Annotated in this window: 30 protein-coding genes; 18 read left to right on the top strand and 12 right to left on the bottom strand. The window is 47.0% G+C overall.

Annotated elements, in window-relative coordinates; genetic code table 11:
- Nucleotides 1-221: 221 nt before the first annotated feature.
- The 3 genes from GS501_RS00220 to GS501_RS00210 all read left to right on the top strand — a co-directional run bounded on the left by GS501_RS00220 (nt 222) and on the right by GS501_RS00210 (nt 4,348).
- Entirely contained in the window at nt 222-1,907 is a 1,686-nt protein-coding gene (locus GS501_RS00220; protein WP_160829895.1) for an alpha-keto acid decarboxylase family protein, read from the top strand.
- A gap of 684 nt (nt 1,908-2,591) precedes the next feature.
- The gene (locus GS501_RS00215; protein WP_370517886.1) at nt 2,592-3,644 is read left to right on the top strand and encodes a Rieske 2Fe-2S domain-containing protein; all 1,053 of its coding nucleotides are present in this window, start codon (nt 2,592-2,594) and stop codon (nt 3,642-3,644) included.
- Nucleotides 3,645-3,940: 296 nt separating this feature from the next.
- Nucleotides 3,941-4,348 (top strand): hypothetical protein, encoded by a 408-nt coding sequence (locus tag GS501_RS00210; RefSeq protein WP_237442332.1) that lies wholly within the window; start codon nt 3,941-3,943, stop codon nt 4,346-4,348.
- A gap of 520 nt (nt 4,349-4,868) precedes the next feature.
- Here the strand turns inward: GS501_RS00210 and GS501_RS00205 are convergent.
- From GS501_RS00205 to GS501_RS00175, 7 genes are all read right to left on the bottom strand, one after another.
- On the bottom strand, nt 4,869-5,960 hold the full coding sequence (locus GS501_RS00205) for a site-specific integrase (protein ID WP_160829892.1): 1,092 nt from the start codon (nt 5,958-5,960) through the stop codon (nt 4,869-4,871).
- Nucleotides 5,961-6,362: 402 nt separating this feature from the next.
- Entirely contained in the window at nt 6,363-6,734 is a 372-nt protein-coding gene (locus GS501_RS10090) for a Lar family restriction alleviation protein (protein ID WP_160829891.1), read from the bottom strand.
- A complete protein-coding gene (locus tag GS501_RS00195) occupies nt 6,731-7,360 on the bottom strand; it encodes a lambda exonuclease family protein (RefSeq protein ID WP_160829890.1) in 630 nt (209 codons plus the stop codon). The genes GS501_RS10090 and GS501_RS00195 overlap by 4 nt, the downstream gene beginning before the upstream one ends.
- Nucleotides 7,357-8,124, bottom strand: coding sequence for an ERF family protein (locus GS501_RS00190; protein ID WP_160829889.1), 768 nt, complete (start codon nt 8,122-8,124; stop codon nt 7,357-7,359). The genes GS501_RS00195 and GS501_RS00190 overlap by 4 nt, the downstream gene beginning before the upstream one ends.
- Nucleotides 8,121-8,309 (bottom strand): hypothetical protein, encoded by a 189-nt coding sequence (locus GS501_RS00185; RefSeq protein ID WP_160829888.1) that lies wholly within the window; start codon nt 8,307-8,309, stop codon nt 8,121-8,123. Before GS501_RS00185 ends, GS501_RS00190 begins: the two co-directional genes overlap by 4 nt.
- A gap of 40 nt (nt 8,310-8,349) precedes the next feature.
- Nucleotides 8,350-8,790, bottom strand: a complete 441-nt coding sequence (locus GS501_RS00180) for a hypothetical protein (RefSeq protein WP_160829887.1) — start codon at nt 8,788-8,790, stop codon at nt 8,350-8,352.
- Nucleotides 8,790-9,425: a hypothetical protein gene (locus GS501_RS00175; RefSeq protein WP_160829886.1), complete on the bottom strand. Its 636-nt coding sequence runs from the start codon at nt 9,423-9,425 to the stop codon at nt 8,790-8,792. The genes GS501_RS00180 and GS501_RS00175 overlap by 1 nt, the downstream gene beginning before the upstream one ends.
- A 37-nt stretch (nt 9,426-9,462) precedes the next feature.
- On the opposite strand from GS501_RS00175, the gene GS501_RS00170 reads away from it, so the two are divergent.
- Entirely contained in the window at nt 9,463-9,678 is a 216-nt protein-coding gene (locus tag GS501_RS00170) for a hypothetical protein (RefSeq protein ID WP_160829885.1), read from the top strand.
- 95 nt (nt 9,679-9,773) lie between these two features.
- On the opposite strand, the gene GS501_RS00165 is transcribed toward GS501_RS00170, so the two are convergent.
- Entirely contained in the window at nt 9,774-10,271 is a 498-nt protein-coding gene (locus GS501_RS00165) for a hypothetical protein (protein WP_160829884.1), read from the bottom strand.
- A gap of 15 nt (nt 10,272-10,286) precedes the next feature.
- Nucleotides 10,287-11,084: a LexA family transcriptional regulator gene (locus GS501_RS00160; RefSeq protein WP_160829883.1), complete on the bottom strand. Its 798-nt coding sequence runs from the start codon at nt 11,082-11,084 to the stop codon at nt 10,287-10,289.
- Between the two features lie 314 nt (nt 11,085-11,398).
- Here GS501_RS00160 and GS501_RS00155 point away from each other — a divergent pair, with 314 nt between their 5' ends.
- The 13 genes from GS501_RS00155 to GS501_RS00095 all read left to right on the top strand — a co-directional run bounded on the left by GS501_RS00155 (nt 11,399) and on the right by GS501_RS00095 (nt 17,339).
- Nucleotides 11,399-12,076 (top strand): Rha family transcriptional regulator, encoded by a 678-nt coding sequence (locus tag GS501_RS00155; RefSeq protein WP_160829882.1) that lies wholly within the window; start codon nt 11,399-11,401, stop codon nt 12,074-12,076.
- Entirely contained in the window at nt 12,069-12,323 is a 255-nt protein-coding gene (locus GS501_RS00150; protein ID WP_160829881.1) for a helix-turn-helix domain-containing protein, read from the top strand. The genes GS501_RS00155 and GS501_RS00150 overlap by 8 nt, the downstream gene beginning before the upstream one ends.
- Nucleotides 12,320-12,502: a hypothetical protein gene (locus GS501_RS00145; RefSeq protein ID WP_160829880.1), complete on the top strand. Its 183-nt coding sequence runs from the start codon at nt 12,320-12,322 to the stop codon at nt 12,500-12,502. The genes GS501_RS00150 and GS501_RS00145 overlap by 4 nt, the downstream gene beginning before the upstream one ends.
- On the top strand, nt 12,502-12,951 hold the full coding sequence (locus GS501_RS00140) for a single-stranded DNA-binding protein (protein WP_160829879.1): 450 nt from the start codon (nt 12,502-12,504) through the stop codon (nt 12,949-12,951). Before GS501_RS00145 ends, GS501_RS00140 begins: the two co-directional genes overlap by 1 nt.
- Before the next feature lie 11 nt (nt 12,952-12,962).
- Nucleotides 12,963-13,142: a hypothetical protein gene (locus GS501_RS00135; protein ID WP_160829878.1), complete on the top strand. Its 180-nt coding sequence runs from the start codon at nt 12,963-12,965 to the stop codon at nt 13,140-13,142.
- Nucleotides 13,135-13,386 carry a DUF2312 domain-containing protein gene (locus tag GS501_RS00130; protein WP_202405245.1) on the top strand — a complete coding sequence of 84 codons (252 nt, stop codon included), beginning with the start codon at nt 13,135-13,137 and terminating at the stop codon, nt 13,384-13,386. Before GS501_RS00135 ends, GS501_RS00130 begins: the two co-directional genes overlap by 8 nt.
- 172 nt (nt 13,387-13,558) lie before the next feature.
- Nucleotides 13,559-13,981, top strand: coding sequence for a hypothetical protein (locus GS501_RS00125; RefSeq protein ID WP_160829877.1), 423 nt, complete (start codon nt 13,559-13,561; stop codon nt 13,979-13,981).
- Nucleotides 13,978-14,847, top strand: coding sequence for a helix-turn-helix domain-containing protein (locus GS501_RS00120; protein ID WP_160829876.1), 870 nt, complete (start codon nt 13,978-13,980; stop codon nt 14,845-14,847). Before GS501_RS00125 ends, GS501_RS00120 begins: the two co-directional genes overlap by 4 nt.
- A complete protein-coding gene (locus GS501_RS00115; RefSeq protein WP_160829875.1) occupies nt 14,844-15,416 on the top strand; it encodes a hypothetical protein in 573 nt (190 codons plus the stop codon). Before GS501_RS00120 ends, GS501_RS00115 begins: the two co-directional genes overlap by 4 nt.
- Complete coding sequence (locus GS501_RS00110; RefSeq protein ID WP_160829874.1) at nt 15,409-15,567, top strand: hypothetical protein; 159 nt, start codon at nt 15,409-15,411, stop codon at nt 15,565-15,567. The genes GS501_RS00115 and GS501_RS00110 overlap by 8 nt, the downstream gene beginning before the upstream one ends.
- A 10-nt stretch (nt 15,568-15,577) precedes the next feature.
- Nucleotides 15,578-16,255, top strand: coding sequence for a hypothetical protein (locus tag GS501_RS00105; RefSeq protein ID WP_160829873.1), 678 nt, complete (start codon nt 15,578-15,580; stop codon nt 16,253-16,255).
- A complete protein-coding gene (locus GS501_RS00100) occupies nt 16,252-16,797 on the top strand; it encodes a hypothetical protein (RefSeq protein WP_160829872.1) in 546 nt (181 codons plus the stop codon). The genes GS501_RS00105 and GS501_RS00100 overlap by 4 nt, the downstream gene beginning before the upstream one ends.
- Complete coding sequence (locus tag GS501_RS00095; RefSeq protein ID WP_160829871.1) at nt 16,794-17,339, top strand: hypothetical protein; 546 nt, start codon at nt 16,794-16,796, stop codon at nt 17,337-17,339. Before GS501_RS00100 ends, GS501_RS00095 begins: the two co-directional genes overlap by 4 nt.
- A gap of 823 nt (nt 17,340-18,162) precedes the next feature.
- On the opposite strand, the gene GS501_RS00090 is transcribed toward GS501_RS00095, so the two are convergent.
- A complete protein-coding gene (locus tag GS501_RS00090; protein ID WP_160829870.1) occupies nt 18,163-18,429 on the bottom strand; it encodes a transcriptional regulator in 267 nt (88 codons plus the stop codon).
- 386 nt (nt 18,430-18,815) lie between these two features.
- On the opposite strand from GS501_RS00090, the gene GS501_RS00085 reads away from it, so the two are divergent.
- Complete coding sequence (locus GS501_RS00085; protein WP_160829869.1) at nt 18,816-19,169, top strand: hypothetical protein; 354 nt, start codon at nt 18,816-18,818, stop codon at nt 19,167-19,169.
- A gap of 7 nt (nt 19,170-19,176) precedes the next feature.
- On the opposite strand, the gene GS501_RS00080 is transcribed toward GS501_RS00085, so the two are convergent.
- Both GS501_RS00080 and GS501_RS00075 read right to left on the bottom strand, forming a co-directional pair.
- Nucleotides 19,177-19,560, bottom strand: a complete 384-nt coding sequence (locus tag GS501_RS00080) for a type II toxin-antitoxin system HicB family antitoxin (protein ID WP_160829868.1) — start codon at nt 19,558-19,560, stop codon at nt 19,177-19,179.
- A complete protein-coding gene (locus GS501_RS00075) occupies nt 19,557-19,745 on the bottom strand; it encodes a type II toxin-antitoxin system HicA family toxin (protein ID WP_160829867.1) in 189 nt (62 codons plus the stop codon). The genes GS501_RS00080 and GS501_RS00075 overlap by 4 nt, the downstream gene beginning before the upstream one ends.
- Nucleotides 19,746-19,850: the final 105 nt, after the last annotated feature.

The raw sequence follows: 19,850 nt of genomic DNA, 5'->3' as shown, positions 1-19,850 counted from the left end.
ACCTTTTCTTCTTTTCTTCCAACATACACTATCCATTCAACCCTCTGTAATCCAGATAATATTCTTTGCAAGATCAATTCGTTGATCAACGAACCCTTGAGATTTTTTTGTAGAAAGATTATCTTTATTTAATGTAAAAATTATCTTTACACGACATTAAAAAAGTTGCTCCTGAAGGATAAGGCTCCATCGTTAAGAGCTTTTTCAGTTAGGAGCGTGTTATGTTTACCGTCGGGCATTATCTATCTGAGCGCCTCAGTCAGATTGGGTTGAAGCACCACTTCGCGGTCGCTGGTGACTACAACCTTGTTCTTCTTGATCAGCTCCTGGAACACGGCGGCACTAAGCAGATCTACAACTGTAATGAGCTCAATTGCAGTTTTGCTGCAGAAGGATATGCGCGTGAGAATGGTGCGGCCGCCGCTATTGTAACATTTAGCGTTGGTGCCATTTCCGCTATGAACGGAATTGGCAGTGCCTATGCCGAAAATCTTCCCGTTATTCTGATTTCTGGAGCCCCAAACTCGAATGATCACGGTTCTGGGCGCATTCTGCACCATACCATTGGAACCACAAGCTATAACTACCAACTTGAGATGGTACGCCACGTCACGGTAGCCGCAGAAAGCATCGTGTCTGCTGAGAATGCACCAGCTCAAATTGACCATGTTATTCGTACAGCTCTCCGCGAGAAGAAACCCGCTTATTTGGAGATCGCTTGTAACATAGCGAATCAACCTTGCGCACGGCCTGGCCCCGTTTCTTCTCTCCTCTCTTACCCCGCCCCTGACAAAGAAAGCCTTGCTACTGCTCTTAAAGAGAGCCTAAGCTTCCTTGAAAAACGCGAGAAAGTTGTCATCCTTATCGGCACCAAGCTCCGTTCCGCTGATGCCCTAGAGGACGCGGTCAAGCTGGCTGATAAGCTCGGCTGTGCTGTGACAGTCATGGGAGCATCCAAAAGTTACTTCCCAGAAACTCACCCGGGCTTCCGTGGCGTCTATTGGGGTGAAGTCAGCAGTCCAGGGGCACAAAAGCTCGTTGAGGAAGCGGATGGTGTCATCACGCTTGCGGCTGTCTGGAATGATTACTCATCCGTTGGCTGGAACAGTCTCGTCCGTGGGAAGAATGTCCTAGAGGTTTCTCCAGATCACGTAGCGGTCAACGACCATGTATTCGAAGGCTTCCACCTCAAAGACTTCGTTGACGCTCTGATAAAAAAAGCCCCGAAAAAACCTGCATCCCTCACGGGTCAGTATGAGCCTGCTACCCTACCGAAAGCGTCTCCTTCCGAACGCCTGACCAACGATGAGATGGCACGTCAAATCAATCACCTAGTTGATAGTAAGACGACCCTTTTCGCTGAAACAGGAGATTCATGGTTCAACGCTGTACGCATGAACCTTCCAAAAGGAGCCAAAGTAGAGAGCGAGATGCAATGGGGCCATATTGGCTGGAGTGTGCCCTCCATCTTCGGTAACGCTCTTGCAGCACCAGACCGCCGCCATGTCCTGCTGGTTGGGGATGGATCATTCCAACTGACGGCTCAGGAAGTCGCACAGATGGTTCGTTACGAGCTGCCTGTAATTATCTTCCTCGTTAATAATTATGGCTACGTTATTGAAATAAAAATCCATGACGGGCCTTATAATTATATCCAGAACTGGAACTACGCTGGCCTTATTGAACAATTCAACGGTGGCGTTGGCGGTGAAGGTGGCGGACACGGCCTTGGCTTGAAAGCAACCACAGGCGCTGAGCTTGCTGCTGCGATCGAAAAAGCGAAAAAGAACACTCGTGGGCCAACATTGATCGAGTGTCAGCTTGATCGTAGCGACTGCACGGAAGCTCTTACCGAATGGGGTAAACGCGTCGGAGCTGCTAACTCACGCTCTCCTAAACTAACATAAAATATTTAACTGCCTTCTGTTAGCGATGTAGCCAGAACATATCTCTCCTATGTTCTGGCGGACCAATAGAAGGCAGGCCTCATCTGAGGCACCACGGCGCGTCACCCACTCTATAGGGGAAAGAAATTGTTTCTGCTATGTTCCGTAGAGTGCAACTTGTTCTTCTAAATAAAAACTTTCAACAGTGATATTTTCTATCTAACAGAAACTAGAACAAGCTTGTTAAGTAGAAATATATAAACTCCCTTTCTCTTTTTTGACTTTATAAAAAACTCTCTCCGTCAAAATGTACTCTACCTCCCCTTTGATACGTCACAATCAGTGCAACGGGTATATATACATGTTTACCGGCTCTACTATAAATTAATCTCTTCATCTCAATACACTATACGACTGAACATATAGCCAGTCTCAACCTAAAGACTACCATCAATATATCAAAAATCAAAAAAAGCATTCATCCTCCACTTTCTTGCATATCCTGAATGAAAAATCCTTATATTTTAGCAACGAAAATATATCTCAAAATTAAAAATAAGACTAAATTGGTTCTATAAATAATACCACTCTAACATCCATAATAAATAGTAAATTTTTATTGATATGATACTTTCAAAACCCTCCCTTTATGAAAATTATGCGCTATTACTAATCAGTCTTTTATTCGAACATGAGTACCCTGACGTGAACACAACAAATGACCTTAGATTAACTGATATTTCTCCTGATTTTTGGTACCCGATTGCCTGGTCGAAAGACCTCAAACGCGGCAAAACAATTGGTCGGTATTTTGGTAAGCACCCTATTGCACTCATTCGCCCTAAAAAAGGCCGTGTTTTCGCCCTAGAAGATCGTTGTGCACACCGACAAGTCCCACTCAGCAAAGGGGTCGTTGAAGGTGATAGTATTAAATGTTGCTACCATGGTTGGGCTTATGGACGTGCAGGCCAGTGCGTTGATATTCCTTACCTCGGGAAAGACGCCAACAAAGAAAGAATACCTAACTGCGTAAAAAGCTATCCATGCCGTGAAACGGGTGGCATGATTTTTATCTTCCCTGGGGAACCCGAAAAAGCCGACAGCGCCGCGTTCCCACGCCTTGCGCAGGTTTATAACCCAGCCTTTAAAACACGGCGCTTTAACCCATCTGTAAGATGCCATTATACCTTCATGCATGAAAACCTGATGGATATGAACCATCAGTTCCTACACCGTCGACAAATGGGACAAATCAAAGCCCGTTATCTAGGTGGGGATAATGGCGATAATTTTGTTGAGGCACGTTACAGCTTTGCTCGGACAGGAAACCAACAACCCCTCGCAGAGCGTCTCATCTTCGGTAAACATAAATACGACCCTAACAAGGTACAGCCAGTCGAAGAAGTCGTTACAATCCGCACTACCTACCCCTATCAAAGTCTCCACATTCACGACAAAGATGGAGACCTTATCATGGAGCTCTTTGCGGCCTACGTGCCAGACAGCCCAGAGGGGAAAAGCTGCCAGACCTTTGGCCTCTTATCTGTATTACGCCCCAAAACACCCTTCCTCATCGATATTATTTGGCCAGCACTCGGCGTTTTCACCAACCGCATCTTCCATGAGGACAAGGAAATTGTTGAAATGGAACAGAAAGCTTGGGAAGAACTGGGAGGAGATCATAATGTCGAAGTCTTCCCTATCGTCAAAAAATTACGTGAGTTACTACTCCGTCACGGCGTCCCGCATGAAGCGTAATTGTTGAATATAGCTGGATAAAAGCCTTCTTCTTTTTAGGGCCATATATAGGGCCCTAAAAAGGGGGAAAGCATGAGAACAGATAATCGACAAAAGTAATAATAAACAAACACCCCAACTACCCGAACAACTACATACAACTTCCCCATGATGAAGAAATCCCATACTTCATATAAGAAATGTTTTCTATATAATTTGGATATATTTCTTATGCTATTTAAGTAAAATCGTTATATCGTAAATCAAAAGAACGCATCATAGGAGAATTTTCAGCAATGTATGAACCTTATGTTAGAATGAGCCTTCCTTCTGCGCGTTATCGCGAGTTATTGGGGACAGCCATTTATGTCTTTAATTCCAACAACTCCTTTATTATTGAACTCCTACTTAAAAATGAAAAAAGCATAAACAACTGGCACTCTTTGATAGATAAAAACACTATTACCATAGTAAAAAAAGCAAAAGAAACTTTCCAATCAAGAGAATATATAACAAATCTCTTTGTAGAAATAATCTCTATAAGAAATAGAATCATTCACAGTTTCGGAATAACCGCACCTTACGATATATTAGGGGATAATCAGGTTCTTTCAACTAAGTATAAAGATGGGAGACAACAAATTATAGACGAGAATTTCCTTTTAGATTTTATAAAAAAGAACGAAGCTCTTTCAGATCTGCTACATGACCTTAGAGGGCACTGAAACGCCTTACTGATGCGTGCCATTCGGGCTCCATACTGAGACTTAGGAAGGCGCATAGGTGGTGGATTGTTCTCAATAAAAGGAACTCCCTTCTCAAGCCACTCTGCCACATCGAAGGGGATGGTGACTTTCCCTCTCACCCACTGTCTGACCGTCGCTTCTGCTCTATCAACAATACGAGCAAAACCACGCTGGGACCAACTCATGAGCAAGAGGCACTCACGGAAGCGCTCCGGTGTCATTTGTCTCTCTCCAATGTCAATTTCTCAAAGAGACTGTGCAGAAATTTGCCAGCAAGTCCTAAAGACTCGCGTGAAAAAGCGGGATAAGATGGATAATAGAAGAATTTCATTTTGCAGAATATTTATGCAAAAACAGCTATTTTCTGGGGATTTTATCCGGTCGGGGTGGTGGGCGCAACAGGGATTGAACCTGTGACCCCTACCATGTCAAGGTAGAGGACGACCGCCCACAATCTGCGTTCTTCTGACATTTCACAGAATTACTTTCCTTTCCCGTGTCAATTTCGTGTCAGAAAATCCCCACCTAAAAAGCTCCTAATTTCGTCAGCATAAACTGGCGGAATAAGCTTTGAGTAATGTTCAACCATCTTCAGCGTCTTCCATCCTCCCATTTCTCTGAGCAAAATAGGATCACGATATAAGCAATAGTTCCATGTGGCCCATGTATGCCTCATAATATGAGGTGTTATATCTGGCACAAACTGTTCTCTCGGGGAAAGCTCTCCTTTGGGAGACCACTTTCTATACTGTCCTGAGAAACCAGCCCGCCGACAAGCGCCAGCCCATCCGCGTTTAAACTGTCCTCCGCTTGTGCGCCCATTATCATGATAGCCATCTGCCTTAGTTCTACGATAAGTAGAACGGAAAACGCGCCCTTCTCGATGTGGTAGTTGCTGCAAGGTCTTAATAACAATAGGAGGCAGATCAAGCCGCCGTTTATTTTGCTGCTTCTGCCAGATTGTCGCTTGTTTACCGTATAAATCAACCTCCTTCCATTCAAGCTCAAGAGCCTCGGATACGCGAGCTCCTGTGCCCAACAAAAAAATAAACAAAGGCTTTAAATGATCCGCCGCTTCCTCAATTAAACGAATAGCTTCTTTTGGATATAAGAACTTTACCGGCTGTGTTTGCACTTTTACCGGCGCAAATAGAGGTGGGTCACACCATCCTCTATGCGCCGCAAAACGCATCACAGCACATACAGGCGTATTGACCGCCCGCTTTTTGGTTGCTTGTGATGAATGAATGCCTTTTTTTAAGATTACTTTATAGGCCTCATCCAATTTTTCCTGGTTAATATCTATTAGACGCGTATCATGAAAGAAATCCAGCAACCTTCTGAGATACGCCTTCGTTCCTTCTCCTCTAGGTTCAGCCTCCAAATAAGCAAGAACAGCATGGGAGAATGTAACTACCGACTTTGCGCCATAGATGCTTTCCTGCCAGGCTTGGCTTTCTCTCTTTGCACGATATTCTTCTGCTCTTTTTTTGCTAGAAGTCCCCGTGCTTTCGCGTATGCGCCGTCCGTTGACCGTACCGATGATATGCCAGAACGTTGAGTCCGGGCGTTTGATGAGCTTGAGGGGCATGATGATAGGCTCTGCTTTAATGTTTGATATTGTTCTTCCGTAAAGATGTATTTTTTCCCCCATCTCCCATGCGTTGACTTCCCCTCGAATGAAGGGAAATCTCTCATGTGATGAATGAGGCGAGTGCGACCGACACGGCCTTGGAACCTCTTCAGAACATCGTTCAGCGTCATAATTTCAGCGCCGCCCTGCGAGGCGGCGATATGATTATTCATCACTCTGCCCCCTCGTGCGTTTCGTTGTCTTCTTCAATATGTCTTCTGTTCCAGTTTTGCGCGGAAAACTCCCAGTTCGCCCCGGCCTTATATGGACCTATTGCCTCACAGGAGTTGCAAAAAATATGAAGACCTTCATTTTCGAGGTCGTTTGACCCACAAAATGGACATGGCTTTAGGAGGTTACTCATGGGCTCTTTCCCCGCTTTAACTCCCTGATAGCCAGGACTAACAAGGTTCCGTAAAAGAAAACCCACACGGTCCAGACCCCAACCCATCCTTTTAAATTAAGCACCAGCATCGAAACCGAAATCATGAAAAACCATAGGGTTATCCCAAAGATTTTTTCATTTTTCGTTTCAATGCGGCGTTTGTTCCAACGAGATATAGCCTTAATTCCGTCCTCGTTACTCTTCCCTTCATCTGAGATTGGACCGTTCGCATGACAGTTCACACACTCAACCGCTAACCGTTTGTCGTATGTGTGGGAGCTTGTGAGGACAAGAGCAACATGGCCCGACGCGCAGAATGGGCAGCGTTTTAAGTCATGGTAGATCATGCTGCCTCTCCCCACCTATCCTGCTTCTGCAATGTAGCTAGGTAGTTCATTTTGAGGACGTGAAACGTCACAAGTTCTTTCTTGAGTGCTTCAATAAAAGCTTCGTCTCGTGTGATGCGCTCTCTATAAGGATGGAACCCAGGGCAGTAAGAATAACGGTCGCACCATTGGCGCCCTGTGACGAGAAGTTGACCTTGCACCTGTGCAAAATAATCATCTCCAAACCCTTTAATGATATAAAGAGCGTGTTTTTCAGGCCGCGGACATTTAATTTCGAGAAGCCCCTCTTCTCCGACAAACCTGTCAGGACTTGCGCCGTAAGTTCCTTCATCGTCCGTGATAAAGCCAACAGAAGTCACTGTTTCTGCCGTCTCGAATTCGTACGCCATTGCCGCGTTTGTCTCTAATTCAATACCGCGCTGCACGTCCATATTCTGGCTTAAATCGCGCTCTAAAGAGATACCTAGTATAATTTCAACCGCTAATTTTGCCGCAAAAGCAGGCACTGAAGCAGAAGGCTTACATGTCTTAGGTGTGATGATCTTATTAAATTCAGATGCTGTCGGGATGCCCGCACGAAGGGAAAGCCATTCATCCGATCCTTGCTCTACATTGTAAATTTTCATGGCTTAATACCTCTTTTAGACATATTTTTCTCTAAGTAATCCATCACCCTTTTGAAGTAGTTTGCAGGGATATCATCTAAAGCTTCCACTCCGACATAAGACAATATTTGCCCCGGCCCCGTTTCTAATTTTTGCAGGGCGTTAACAATGGCATTCTTTTGTTGCGGAGTGATAACTTCCTTGTTCTGCGGACGAACCGTAGAAACGCCGTCCTTGTCTTCGTCTGTACGAACGATATTAAGCAGCATTTCAGTGCAATAACGCTTTGCATATGAAATGGTAGAGCCAACTGCTTGAATAGCATTGCGCCCTTGCCCCGCATCTGGTGGCAAATCCATTTCAGCCGTCTGATACTGTCCATTCTTATGCGTTATGATGCCGATTATTGTCTTTACCCCACCTTCAGAAGCCCGGCTTGTAAACGAAAGGCGTAAGTTATGCTTCCGCAATATGGGACGTATGGCCTTATCCATGTCTTCCCAACGAGCAAAGCTATACCCCCCTTTCCCTCCTAAGCTTACTTTCCCGTTTTTCTGTATCTGAGGGATCTCGCCAGAGGCGTCACTCATGGCGGTATTAAACTCCATGATATCTTGCCGCTCTTGAATTTTCTGTTGCATCTCAAGCAACGACTGCATTTTCCCAATGTCACATTGTGGGTTTGTCGCTGCCCGCGAAATGATCTCTAAAAGTGACGCAGGCCCATTCTGCTCTGCATTAGAGGCCGCAGGCATTTTTTTATCTGCTATTGCTATGTCACTCATGGCCGCCCTCCCAAACTGCGAGGCGTTCCCATGATGTGTATGTTAGCAATCATGGCGCGTCTAAAAGCCAGCACGGCACCTTCTTTGTTGCCAGATTTGAGGCACTGCATACCGCTATCGCGTGCCTCTTTACGCTCTTCTACGGGGCTCTTTTCGCTGATTTTGAATACAGCTTCCCCGTTCATGTGTTCGCACATGCTGAAAAATCCTTCGTTTATTTGGGGGTTATTTATTTAAAGTGACGTAAAGACAGTCTGTTCCTTGCAAAGAACCTGCTAAAGAGCGTTCTGACGCTCTTTCAATAATTCCCTGCAATGGCTCAATTATTGAGATATACTTCTCTGATACTTTCTCAGATACTAACGAGTACCTTAATTCGTCGATCTTTATATCAAACAACTTTAATAAGTGTTTTTCCTCTTCTTCACTCACAACAAGAAGACGTTTTTCTAATCTCTGCAAAATATACATTGCAGATTTTATCTTCTCTTTAAGTTGAAAGACTAAATCAACTGGCCATCTTTCCCCTTTAAACTCATTAATCTTCTTCATTCGCGTATATTCAAACGAAACATAGTCGTTCATGAGATCAAGGCTAAAAGATAATTCCGAGACAGAAACTACATAGGGTTTCTGCTCATTTTCATTCAGTAAAATAGCCGTCATCACACCGCCGCCCTGTCTTCGTATGCCATCTTACGGCGGACATCATTAGCCTGATGGATGGCGTCTTCCTTGTCGTGTTGTTCTGGTTCTTCTTCAGGACCGAACAGCGCGTGGAAATTACTCATGCCGTCCTTGGGGTCAGTGGCGGCTACGGCTGCCCCGCAATCAGTAGCGGCCTGATAAAGAGCATCTGCTTCTACCTCATCTTTAGAAGCGTAACTTTTCGCGTAGAGCTTCTTCTCGAGAGAGATTAAGTCAGCATGCGTCTTCATTATTGCTTTATAGGCATTATGAAAATCATCGCTATCAGGCTTCGCCCTTGTGAGAGTAAGGCCCGTTTTGCTGCCCTCTTGTTCAGTGAAACCTTTCAAAGCAGGAGCGACTTTTTCGTCAATCGTACCTGCAAAATCACCAAGCGCAAATCTGAGGTCTGTTGTTGCGTCTGATACACCGAACGATTGCAACCACTCTAAGTTACGAGGCAACGCGTCAAGAATATCCTTCAGACGCAGGCCGTAATCCTGGATTACTCTGAATACATCAATCTGCTTATCTAGCTTATTACTATCTGGGTGCGTGCCCAGGATCATCTGCCCCAGCTCGCGCTCTTTTTGCTCTTGCAATAGGTTGTGCATCTACCCTCTCCCTGCACCCTTGTGCGGGTGCGTTGTGGTGTATGAGGGTATTTTGCCTATTTGGAAAAATATTGCAACGTTAATTTTGCCTTTATGGCAATTTATTGCATTATATCTTCTCATACAAAAGCATCTACAAAAGGGTAAAACCTTCAACCAGGGGCGTCACAATGAAAAATACAGCATGGGCCGAGCTTTCTCACCTATGGACGGAAACTTCGAAAAATGGCAGCTTCTTTATGGGGCGGTTTAAAGAGCCTATACCCTATCTTAGTAAACGACTCTTTTTACAAATGGGCGGATTCTATAGCGGTAGTGGTTTTATAGAATTCTCAAGTTGTGGCTCGATCAATGGGAGAGCACTGATTCGATCAACTGCCATACATGAGGAACTTCCTGAAGCCCTTCCTGAAACATACGTCCTACTAAAGTTTTCAGGGCCTCAGCAGGAGCGCTTTTAATTGCATTCATCATCTTTGATTTGGCTGTTTTATCCTTAGTCGTTGCCTGCACATAAGCTTCTAACATCTCTTTTAAAGCAGATGATTCTATTTCTATACGCACAGACGTCTCTTTTTTATAAAGACCGCCAGCCTCTTCAAAGTAAGCTATCCCCTTTGGGGTAATACGCGCATCCGCAAAACTCCAATATCCATCTGCACTTTGCAATATATTGGCATATACTAATCCTATATCGTGTAAATACTCAAGATTTGTACACAATACATCAATGTCATATAATTCCGTTATTTCGGGTCCATATACTCTCTTTCCTTGTCTTTCATTTAAGACATTCAGTATTTTTAAATATCTCTCTCTTTTTACAACATATTTATCTTCACTCATTCCACTGTCCCCAACTCAAAAAACTGCCTTCAAGCGCGTCTTAATCAAACCAACAACAAGCCCTTTTACTTGGATATCAGGGGCACCCGCACATTCTGGACAGTCTAAGTCAGGTGCAGGGATGACAAATGGCTGCTGGAAAGATGGGTCTGTACTTTGAGGCCATAGACATATCGATCCATCGTCGCGGACTTGCAGAGCTTTTATAGTTACCTCAAAGCCTGATCCGTATGGGTCGCGCCTGTGCACCGTTACGAAATCACCAGTCTCCGGCGGGCGCCCAAGTTCATAAAAATCTATTACGGACACCATCGAACCAGAGGGGAAGACCTTATTCATGCTCTCACCGCGCACCTCAAGGCCATAGCGCCGCAGAGAAGCCGGGTAGCCATCATCAATAGGAGTTATTACCAAGTATCTTTCTGAAGCCTCCCATTCAAAAGCTTCGGTGAACATGCCTGCTTGCACCGTCCCGATAACCTCAATTTGTCGTATCTTTGATGTTGGGACAGGCCTTAGCGACTTGCCAACAGGTGGGGGGCCTTTCCACTCTATCCCATGTTTGGCGAAATATTCAGGAGTGGGCTTTTTCGTAAAAAGTAACCCCACATCCTCTTCTGGAAACCCAAAGCTTTTCCAGAGAGGCAGCGCGATTTCCATCTGCAATTTCCTGTCGCCATTGGCAGGCCGAGATAAACCACTGGCGGCAAGACCTACAACCTCTCCTGCCTGTTCGTATGTCAAGCCAAGAGCCTGGATATAGGCACGAAGATAATTCTTAGCTGGCTTTTGCGTGTTACGTGTTTGGGTCATGGCTAATTTTATCCAAATTGGAAAAAATTATCTTTAGCCAAACAGGCAAAAAATTCTTGCTTAATATTTCCTATTTGGCAAAATACGATTATGAAACTCGCTGATTATATGAAGGTGCATAACCTGACTTACCAAGACGTGGCGCATGGTATCGGCGTCCAAGGGATAGCAACGATCTACAGATATAACTCTGGTGATCGGCATCCCTCGGCTCGAGTATTGCGCCGCATATACGAATTCACGAACGGGAAAGTCACAGCAAACGACTTCTTCCATTCCACTCCTGATCAATCAACCCAACAGGAGAAGCGGGCATGATCTGCCTCCCTACCCAAACACCTCTCACGATGTCGAGCCGTGAGATTGCAGAACTGACAGGCAAACGGCATGATCACGTTATACGTGACATCGAAAAGATGTTTTTGGAGCTGGAATTAGATGCCCCCAAATTTGGGGGCATCTATAAAGACGCGGCAAACAGGGAAAAACCTCTTTATAATCTTCCCAAAGACCTCACCTTAACGCTGGTTTCTGGTTATAATGTTAAACTACGAAACGCCATCATCAATCGTTGGATAGCGCTAGAAGCGCAAGCACATCCCCAAATACCACAAACGCTTCCCGAAGCACTTCGCCTCGCCGCTGATCTATCTGAGCAAAATGCACAGCTTCTTCCGAAGGCAAATGCTTACGATGTCGTTGCAGAACATGCGGACGATATTGGAATTCGTGATTGTGGGCGCCTTCTAAAAATAGGGCAAACAGCCGTCGCCAATATTCTTATCAGTCGAAGATGGGCCTGCCGTGATAGCGAGGGGCGCCGAAAGCTTAAACCTGCCCATTATGGATTAATGCAAGGTTACACACGGCTTGTAACGCGTACCTACACAACTAACGAAGGCGAAACACGCCTTTCTGATGAGTTGCGTATTACATCGCGTGGACGTGCCCGTTTAGCAAAAATTGTGAGTGGGGAGGCCGGGTATGAGTAATTCTTTATCCTCTCCCCGCATTCCGATCACTGAAAAGGAAATATCGCAGGTGCGTTCTTTTCTGATGGATGGGCTGAGCCAAAAAAACATCGCCAAAAAAATGGGCATTTCAAAACATCGTATTTACAGGATTATGAAAAATATACGTCGCAAAGAACACGGCGCTAATGGTGGGTGTGTAAGGTTCCAGACAGGACAAAACCCCACGGGTTATTTCCCTCCTTTCAAGAGGGCTGAATTCCAATGAAAAACCCCTTCCCCAAGCAATGGGCAACTATTGCGCGTTATTCAAAAATAGCGAACCGCTGGGAGCCTGTGCCCGGCGCGGTCTGCTCTGAAATTGAAGCTTGCTCCAATCCAAAGATTGAGATGCGCAAGACTAAAATTCGCGGTCTTGAAGTGCTCCAAGTAAAGGAGCGCAATTAATGGCTCGTAATAAGAATTATTGGGTCGGCACAGGGCGTCTGGGCGCAGACCCGGAAGTTCGCACAACACAAACCGGGGTGAAGGTAGCTCATCTACGCCTCGCCTGTTCCCGCAATTGGAAAGACAAAGACGGCAACGACAAAGCCAATACCTTTTGGGCGCCAATCGTCGCATGGGGACTTACCGCAGAAATTTGCGAAAAATACTGCCGAAAAGGCGATCTAATCCGTGCCGAAGGGCCGCTTACCAATCGTGAGTGGCAAGATAAAAACGGCAATAAACGCTTCTCAATAGAAGTAACTATCAACGGGTTTTCTGGGGAAATCGAATTTCTTTCGTCCCCCAAACGCGACGAAAGCTCTCCTTCTCAACAAAGCAGCAGCAGTCGCCAGTCTTCCAAGGAATCCCAATGGAACGATGAGCCTCTTGACGATGAAATTCCGTTTTAAGGACGTAACCAATGACTGACAATTCTATAGATCTCCTAGGTCGGCTTCTCCACATGGCTTTAGAGCAGAAAGATACACTCGGAATAGCTAAACAGATTGAAATCATGGATACTCTAGCGCGAGTTCTCAACGTGAATACCCTTGGCGAATTGTCTCCTTCTCAAGATGGAGAGAGCAAAGCCAATGACTAATGACACAAACACCGGCGGCATTGCGGCGGATCGCCTGCTCTCCATCATTGAACGTGTTGAGCGTTTGGAAGAAGAACGTAAGGCGTTGGGAAGTGATATTCGCGATGTTTTCACCGAGGCAAAATCAGCAGGCTTTGACGTAAAAGTCATCAAGCAAATCTTAAACCTGCGTAAGCAAGAACCCGCAGAAGTCGAAGAGCAAGAAACGCTGCTTGATATTTATCGAAAGGCGCTCGGGCTATGATCAACTTCTTACGCCGGGTATTTTCGCCTGATCCCAAGCTGTTAGCGGAAAATCAGAAACTTAACGGCGAGGTCGTTCGTGCCTTTGAGATTATCGCACATAAAAACGCTTACATAGAAGCCCTAGAGAAACAGGATTACAGGCGACGCGATAAGCGCGGGAGATATGTTTAATGCCCCGCTCCATCAGCTTTACGCTACCCACGCCCTATCCGCTTCTTAATAAGACGTTACGGATGCATCACCGCGCGCTCACGAGATTAAAAAAATCTCTACGGGCGAACATCGTTGCCGCCATTGGGGGGCCTCAGAATATCCCCTCTAAGCCCTTCCCTTATGCTCATATCCGCATTGAACGCTGGAGCGTAGGAACGCCCGACAAAGACAACCTGGAAGGCGGCGGCGCGAAGCAGCTTATTGATTGCCTCACAACGCCCGTTATCCAGGCTCGCAGGCACGTCCGGAACAAATATGGGCTCGGTATCATCGTTGATGATTCCCCAGCTCACATCACGACTGAATATCACGCCGTTAAGTGCCGCTTGTGTGAGCAGAAAACCGTCGTGACAATCACCGAAATTGAAGGCCCACGATGAGCTACTCCGCTATGAAATGGGCGCGCCATCAGCAGCTCCCAACATCCGAAAAATTCGTTCTCTTTATTATGGCGGATTGTGCACGCGAAGGAGACAACGTGTCCTTCCCCTCGCTCAAAACGCTTGTCGCTGACACAGGAATGTCAGAGCGCACTATTCAGCGCGCTCGTAAGGCTTTGGTGCGCCACGGGCTAATCGTTAGAGAACCACGTTACGGGCAAAGCGGCTTCCGTTTGTGCTTTGATGTAATGGTCGCGTCTGAAAGCGTTTCTGACACCAAAAACGACACACGGACAGTAAATAGCGACACTGTGTCGGAAACCCCGTCACCATGTCACCCCGTCACAGTGTCACCCCTAGACGACACTGTGTCACCCCAAAACGACACAGTGTCACCCCCACCTAACCACCATATAACCACCATTGAACCAGAATATATTCCCCCTATATCCCCCAAGCCGAAAAAGTCGGCTCAGAAATTCGCTCCGCCTGATTGGGTCCCACTTGAAGCCTGGGCGGGATGGGTTGAGATGCGTCGGGCGAAAAAGCGCCCGGCGACACAACGAGCCCTTGAGCTGTCCGTCAAAGAACTCGCCAAGCTGCGCGATGCTGGAAACGATCCTGGGGAAGTCCTGGACCAATCAACGCAAAACGGCTGGCAGGGCTTGTTCCCGATCAAGGGCCGCTCGCCTCAAGCCTCTAAGCCGCAGAGTTTCGTGACGACTAGCGGAAACACCAAACGCAGCCACGCCCCAAGCAATCCATTCGAGGGCTTTGGGGACGATTTCGACGACGAGCTCCCCGAGCTGCCGCCCGAATACAAATCGCTCTGCCATCCTCAAAACCACGGGGGGTATTTCGCGTGAGTACCGTTGTCGAATTCAATGCTGACCAAAAGCTCAGTTACCAGCAAGCCAAGAACCGCCGCGTTGGGCAGTGGCTCACGAAGCTTGCTTCTTACGTCGCCCATAGCAAGGAATTCCGCGAGAAAAACGAAGAATATCGGGGAAGATACTGGGCCGAGCTGGTAGCCGTCATGGTGGAAGCAGAAAACATCCCAGACGAAGCATGGAGCGCTGACGCCATCCGTTTCTGTCGCCGTCGCTTCACATTTTTCCCCTCAGCCGCCGAACTATGCGCCGCATTGGCTGAGTTTTCAGAACCACTCCGCGCAGCGCAACGTAAAAAGTGGGAAAAGCAACGAGCGACTAGAGCCATTTCCTCACACGGGGGCGGACTTTCAGTCTTTGCTCAATCGTGCCTCAGAAACTACCACCGCCAAGCTGAAGACGGCTTTCAAGAGCTCGCTTCCTTGCGTGGCACACACCCAGCAGAAGCACGACGCGCCGCTCTCTCGTTTTTGAGACAGCAAAGCCCAGAGGCTTACGAAACGCTGGGCGTGACAGAACAGAAGGATCGTTCTCGCCATGCGTGACAGTTGGGCAGACAACACCACAGAACATCCACTCAGAGACGCGACGCTCCTCTCTGAGTTCGGTCTGGGAATTGAAACGGTAGACGATACCAAAAAAGACAAAAAGCAATCAAACGACGATCTACACGGGACTTCAGAGGGAGAGAAATAATGGAAGCTTTTTGGGAGCTAACAGGTGGTGGATTGGCGGTATTCTTCGCTCTGTCTGGCATTGCCCTGTTCGTAAAGGCGATACGAAGCTTATGACGACAAAAGCAACCCGTTCACCTTATGAACGAGTAGAAAGCGATTTCTATGTTGAACCCGAAAGCGCAACGGATCGGCTCTTGCAGGCAGAACGCCCGTTCTTTGGCCGGATTGTTGACCCGTGTTGTGGTCAGGGGAATGTCGTGCGCTCCGTCAAGCGGCATCTTTCCCCTGATTCCTGCGCTTCTTGTGCTGGCTATGATCTCGTCTCGCGCGACCCTGAGTTTCTCGTAAACGACTTCAGGGAGACGCTGGCCCTGGGCTGGTCGTCCGTTATTTCAAATCCGCCTTATAACCAGGCGCAAGAGTTCGCAGAGCTAGCATTAAAACACACGACTGACCGAGTGTGCTTGTTCTTGAGAATCGCCTTCTTAGAAGGGCGTAAACGGGCAGAATGGCTGGATAAAACACCCCTGGCGCGCATCTATCTCCCCGCAGACAGAATCAGTTGCACACCGGGCCACTTGCTCGGCCAGAAACAACGACACGGAGGAACGATCTTTTACGCCTGGTTTGTCTGGGAGCATGGACATGTCGGGTTTTCACAAAATAGACGACTTCCGCCACTCTCCCACACCGACGAGGCCACATGACGGATAACATTAACATGCCCGCTCTGATGAACGCAGAAAAACTGCCTGATAGGAAAGCAGACAACGAACTTATCTCCACGACGGAACGTTTCTTAGCCGTCGAAAGGCCTTTCGTTGGAATGGTTCTAGATCCCTGCTGCGGCCAGCGGGATATTGCTAAGGCATTTTCTCACTTCCGAGGATCGGGAATATCGTCTTTGGATATCAGTGACGGATACGATTTTAGGGATACCATACCTCAGTTAGGTCATGAACTGGTGTCTGTTGTTTCACAGCCGACTTATGATCAGGCGCAAGAACTCGCTGACCTTGCGTTAAAACATACCAAGGATCGCGTATGTCTATTCCTAAAACTGTCCTTTCTTGAAGGAAGGAAACATAGTCAATGGATAAAAGAGACACCTCTTTCTCGTGTTTGGATTTTCTCCGATCGCGCGACCAGCGAAACGGCCTATGCATGGTTTGTTTGGGAGCGTGGACATGTTGGCCGCCCCCAAATTGACTGGATTCCGCCACTCATTCCCCACAACGAGGCCTTATGACGGATAACATCTTCAGCACGATCCCACCGACCAAAGAGCGCATATTAAAACCCGATTACGAAACAGTTGGGACGGGCAAGCGTAAACGCCGCGTTAAATCGAAGACCGTGCAAGCGCTACACGATAGCGGGGATATTGACGGGGAGGCTGTCACGGCATCTGAGCGGTGGCTCAAAGACTACCTCTTCAGTGTGCATAGATACGCTGACGAATTAGGCGAGCCCCTCCCCGCTGATTACATCAAGGGCGATGAACACACATTTGCGATTGCACGCGCTAAGGCGGGCGAACGGCTCAGCGAAGTAACCCAAGCGCTGGGCTTGTGCTCTCACATGCGGCTTAAAATGCTGCTCGTTGACGGACTGAGCTTTTCGGCTTTGGGAACGACGCTCTGGCCACAAAAAAAACAGCCAGACGCTCACAAATATGCGCGCTCTCAATGCGCTCTACTCCTAGAACAACTAGGGAACTTCTACATCGAAAAAAAGAAAAAAGAAGCACGAGAAAAAGACACTTGTACGTTTAGAAAAAACGTGTCATGATTTCCATAAAATCGGCTGTAGTGCGTGAAAATAGAGAGGTGAGAAAACCCACCTCTCTTTTGCTATTTGAGGGAAATATGGATCATTGGTCAGACTGTGCCGTCCATAATGAACCCGCCGAACTAGCAGACACATGCGATTGTGGAGGCTTTAGATTCTTTGATAAATGGATATCATACCTTTATCGTAAGGGTTATATCCCGGGCGGTTGGGTTGGAAAGTGGTGTTCATCAAAAACACGTTACCGAGTTTGCTTATTTCTAAAAGCTTCCAACCGCTATTCTGCCCACTGATACTTGCTCCACTAACCTGCCACGCACGAACCACGGGATTGCTCGCCCGAGAAATACCTATGGTATAGGGTTCGATAACCCTCCCGATGCCATTATACACAATAGATAAGCAGCGATGTTGTGTTATCCCTTGCATTATAAGGTCTGGAACGCTTGGAGTTGACATAATTGTGTCTCACTATTGACACAGCGTCGCTTCTGTGCTCTGTCTCGCAGGCATAGGGTGTATACCTATAATGATACGAACGCTAAACCCGAATGGGTGTGTGGTTGGTATCGATACAGACAAAACAGCACCTGTCCTTGAGCAGCACAGAAACGTGCTGTGAGTTTGGAAAATGGTAGCAGGGTTGCAGCCCCGCTACCGGTGAAAAGTCCTAAATCCCGGGGTGGGAAAAAGGACAGGTGCCTCTATATCGTACCCTTATATAATGAGTCGACTCAAATTCTCTATAAAACGGCGGTTTTTTGTACTTTTTACGGGGTTCGTCACGCCACTGTGTCACTTTAGAGACCTCTGAGAAATTGAGTTAATCCCTATCAGGCGCGTTGCCAGAATTAAGCTCATTTTCCAGGGCGCGCTCCATATCTAGGCATTCTTGGGAGCGCCTCCGTAACAGCTCTATAATTTCAGGGGTCCAACCAGGCGGAGGAAGTCTTTTCCCCGCTAGGACTCCCCTAATCCGGCTAGAATTAACATTTAAGACATTCGCAAGCGCCGTTTGCCAACGCTCACCAAACGCGGCTTGACCGGCGCGCGCTAGCTGATCAATTGTTAAGCGTTTCCCTTCTGTCATGCGAAATTCCACCATAGGCGGCCAACGAAGGCCACAACAAAAAGTGCCGCCATAGCGATCACAAAACGAGAAGGCTTATCGCTCAAATAGTCTATTAGTTTCTCAGTCATGCCACTTCCCCAAAAGGGGAGAGTTTCTCCCCTCTCCCTCAATGCTTAAACCATGTTTTGATGTGATCAGCGATAGCAAAAGCTGTCTGAATAACCGTTCCTACAGCGCCGATAAGCGCCATGATAAACAGTAAGTTTTCTTTCTTGTTACTCATTTTCGACCCTTTCTAGTCCGTCGGGTGCCCCTTATGGGCTCCCCTTGTTTCTATTTATAGAAACATACCTACAAAAAAGCAAGAAAAAACTGAGAAATTAGCCGTTTTTTGGTAGAAAATCATGCTCTCTTTCTCTCTCCTTCCTGGCCGCAGGATAGGGCGCGGGAGAATTGTATCTAGCCCACGCGGTCTTTACGTCATCATTAAGCGGCATCAAGGACGTGTGGTGATGGTGCCGATTAAAAAAGGCCCAGATACCCGACACCGCGCTGATGTCCATCTATCCCTCTATGACGCCGGGCTGCTCGGGCTTGATCCTCGTGATTTCGTGCGTTGTGTCCCGTTCATAACCGAACCGCGGCAGGTCTGGCGATTGGGCCAAGCCGTGCCCGTCCCTCTTATGGAGAGGATCGATAAAGCCGTCTCGAAAGAGATGGAGATGCAAGAATATGAGGATAGCTACTCTAGAAATTAGTTGTATCCTACCGTTCTGCTAACCCCAATCTCTCGCGGGCAGCTTGAGCAAGAAATGCCGAACGATTACGCCCTTTCCCAATAGCTTCTAAAACCGATCGCGGTAATGTCACGTTAACGCGCACCATAGGGTCATAGTCTTCTGGCGAAATCTCACAAACAAAAAGACCATGATTATCTGGGTCTTTCATAATGTCTTCATATGACGATGGCGCGGGGATGACGTCACCATCTTCCCGCATCAGTGCAATATGGCCTGACAGAGCTTCTTCAGCCATACGTCGTGCTTCGTCAATTGTTTCCCCTGCCGTCACGCAGCCCGGGAAGTCTGGAAAATGAACCCCATAGTCACTGTCAGGGTCCTTGCTAATAACAGCGAGATACTGAGTCATTTTAATTTAATCCCTGCTTGCTTCTCTACAGATTTCATGACCAAGCGGCTTACATCTCGCTTTGGATGCGTAACCGTGACCTTGCCCGGTTTCGTTGGGTGCTTGAAGTGCCAGTGATCACCAGTCGTTTTGACGTGGTACCAACCATCTTCTTTTAGTTTCTTGATCACGTCTCTGCTGTTCATGAATGAAATATACACACTTAATACACATAATACAAGCTTAAATGTGTTTTAGTGTGTTTCCAGGAAGGTATGGCATCCGCGATGACCCGTTTCATGCGCTTCTGT

The sequence above is a fragment of the Saccharibacter sp. 17.LH.SD genome, from assembly GCF_009834805.1.
Lineage (GTDB): Bacteria > Pseudomonadota > Alphaproteobacteria > Acetobacterales > Acetobacteraceae > Saccharibacter.
Note: the sequence above shows the minus strand (reverse complement) of the source record. Positions and strands in the feature narration are given on the sequence as shown.

Excerpts from the sequence above, each read along its gene's own strand:
- GS501_RS00220 (WP_160829895.1), top strand. The coding sequence starts at position 222 with ATGTTTACCGTCGGGCATTATCTATCTGAGCGCCTCAGTCAGATTGGG.
- GS501_RS00210 (WP_237442332.1), top strand. The coding sequence starts at position 3,941 with ATGAGCCTTCCTTCTGCGCGTTATCGCGAGTTATTGGGGACAGCCATT.
- GS501_RS00205 (WP_160829892.1), bottom strand. The coding sequence starts at position 5,960 with ATGCCCCTCAAGCTCATCAAACGCCCGGACTCAACGTTCTGGCATATC.
- GS501_RS10090 (WP_160829891.1), bottom strand. The coding sequence starts at position 6,734 with ATGATCTACCATGACTTAAAACGCTGCCCATTCTGCGCGTCGGGCCAT.
- GS501_RS00195 (WP_160829890.1), bottom strand. The coding sequence starts at position 7,360 with ATGAAAATTTACAATGTAGAGCAAGGATCGGATGAATGGCTTTCCCTT.
- GS501_RS00190 (WP_160829889.1), bottom strand. The coding sequence starts at position 8,124 with ATGAGTGACATAGCAATAGCAGATAAAAAAATGCCTGCGGCCTCTAAT.
- GS501_RS00185 (WP_160829888.1), bottom strand. The coding sequence starts at position 8,309 with ATGAACGGGGAAGCTGTATTCAAAATCAGCGAAAAGAGCCCCGTAGAA.
- GS501_RS00180 (WP_160829887.1), bottom strand. The coding sequence starts at position 8,790 with ATGACGGCTATTTTACTGAATGAAAATGAGCAGAAACCCTATGTAGTT.
- GS501_RS00175 (WP_160829886.1), bottom strand. The coding sequence starts at position 9,425 with ATGCACAACCTATTGCAAGAGCAAAAAGAGCGCGAGCTGGGGCAGATG.
- GS501_RS00165 (WP_160829884.1), bottom strand. The coding sequence starts at position 10,271 with ATGAGTGAAGATAAATATGTTGTAAAAAGAGAGAGATATTTAAAAATA.
- GS501_RS00160 (WP_160829883.1), bottom strand. The coding sequence starts at position 11,084 with ATGACCCAAACACGTAACACGCAAAAGCCAGCTAAGAATTATCTTCGT.
- GS501_RS00155 (WP_160829882.1), top strand. The coding sequence starts at position 11,399 with ATGATCTGCCTCCCTACCCAAACACCTCTCACGATGTCGAGCCGTGAG.
- GS501_RS00150 (WP_160829881.1), top strand. The coding sequence starts at position 12,069 with ATGAGTAATTCTTTATCCTCTCCCCGCATTCCGATCACTGAAAAGGAA.
- GS501_RS00145 (WP_160829880.1), top strand. The coding sequence starts at position 12,320 with ATGAAAAACCCCTTCCCCAAGCAATGGGCAACTATTGCGCGTTATTCA.
- GS501_RS00140 (WP_160829879.1), top strand. The coding sequence starts at position 12,502 with ATGGCTCGTAATAAGAATTATTGGGTCGGCACAGGGCGTCTGGGCGCA.
- GS501_RS00135 (WP_160829878.1), top strand. The coding sequence starts at position 12,963 with ATGACTGACAATTCTATAGATCTCCTAGGTCGGCTTCTCCACATGGCT.
- GS501_RS00130 (WP_202405245.1), top strand. The coding sequence starts at position 13,135 with ATGACTAATGACACAAACACCGGCGGCATTGCGGCGGATCGCCTGCTC.
- GS501_RS00125 (WP_160829877.1), top strand. The coding sequence starts at position 13,559 with ATGCCCCGCTCCATCAGCTTTACGCTACCCACGCCCTATCCGCTTCTT.
- GS501_RS00120 (WP_160829876.1), top strand. The coding sequence starts at position 13,978 with ATGAGCTACTCCGCTATGAAATGGGCGCGCCATCAGCAGCTCCCAACA.
- GS501_RS00110 (WP_160829874.1), top strand. The coding sequence starts at position 15,409 with ATGCGTGACAGTTGGGCAGACAACACCACAGAACATCCACTCAGAGAC.
- GS501_RS00100 (WP_160829872.1), top strand. The coding sequence starts at position 16,252 with ATGACGGATAACATTAACATGCCCGCTCTGATGAACGCAGAAAAACTG.
- GS501_RS00095 (WP_160829871.1), top strand. The coding sequence starts at position 16,794 with ATGACGGATAACATCTTCAGCACGATCCCACCGACCAAAGAGCGCATA.
- GS501_RS00090 (WP_160829870.1), bottom strand. The coding sequence starts at position 18,429 with ATGACAGAAGGGAAACGCTTAACAATTGATCAGCTAGCGCGCGCCGGT.
- GS501_RS00085 (WP_160829869.1), top strand. The coding sequence starts at position 18,816 with ATGCTCTCTTTCTCTCTCCTTCCTGGCCGCAGGATAGGGCGCGGGAGA.
- GS501_RS00080 (WP_160829868.1), bottom strand. The coding sequence starts at position 19,560 with ATGACTCAGTATCTCGCTGTTATTAGCAAGGACCCTGACAGTGACTAT.
- GS501_RS00075 (WP_160829867.1), bottom strand. The coding sequence starts at position 19,745 with ATGAACAGCAGAGACGTGATCAAGAAACTAAAAGAAGATGGTTGGTAC.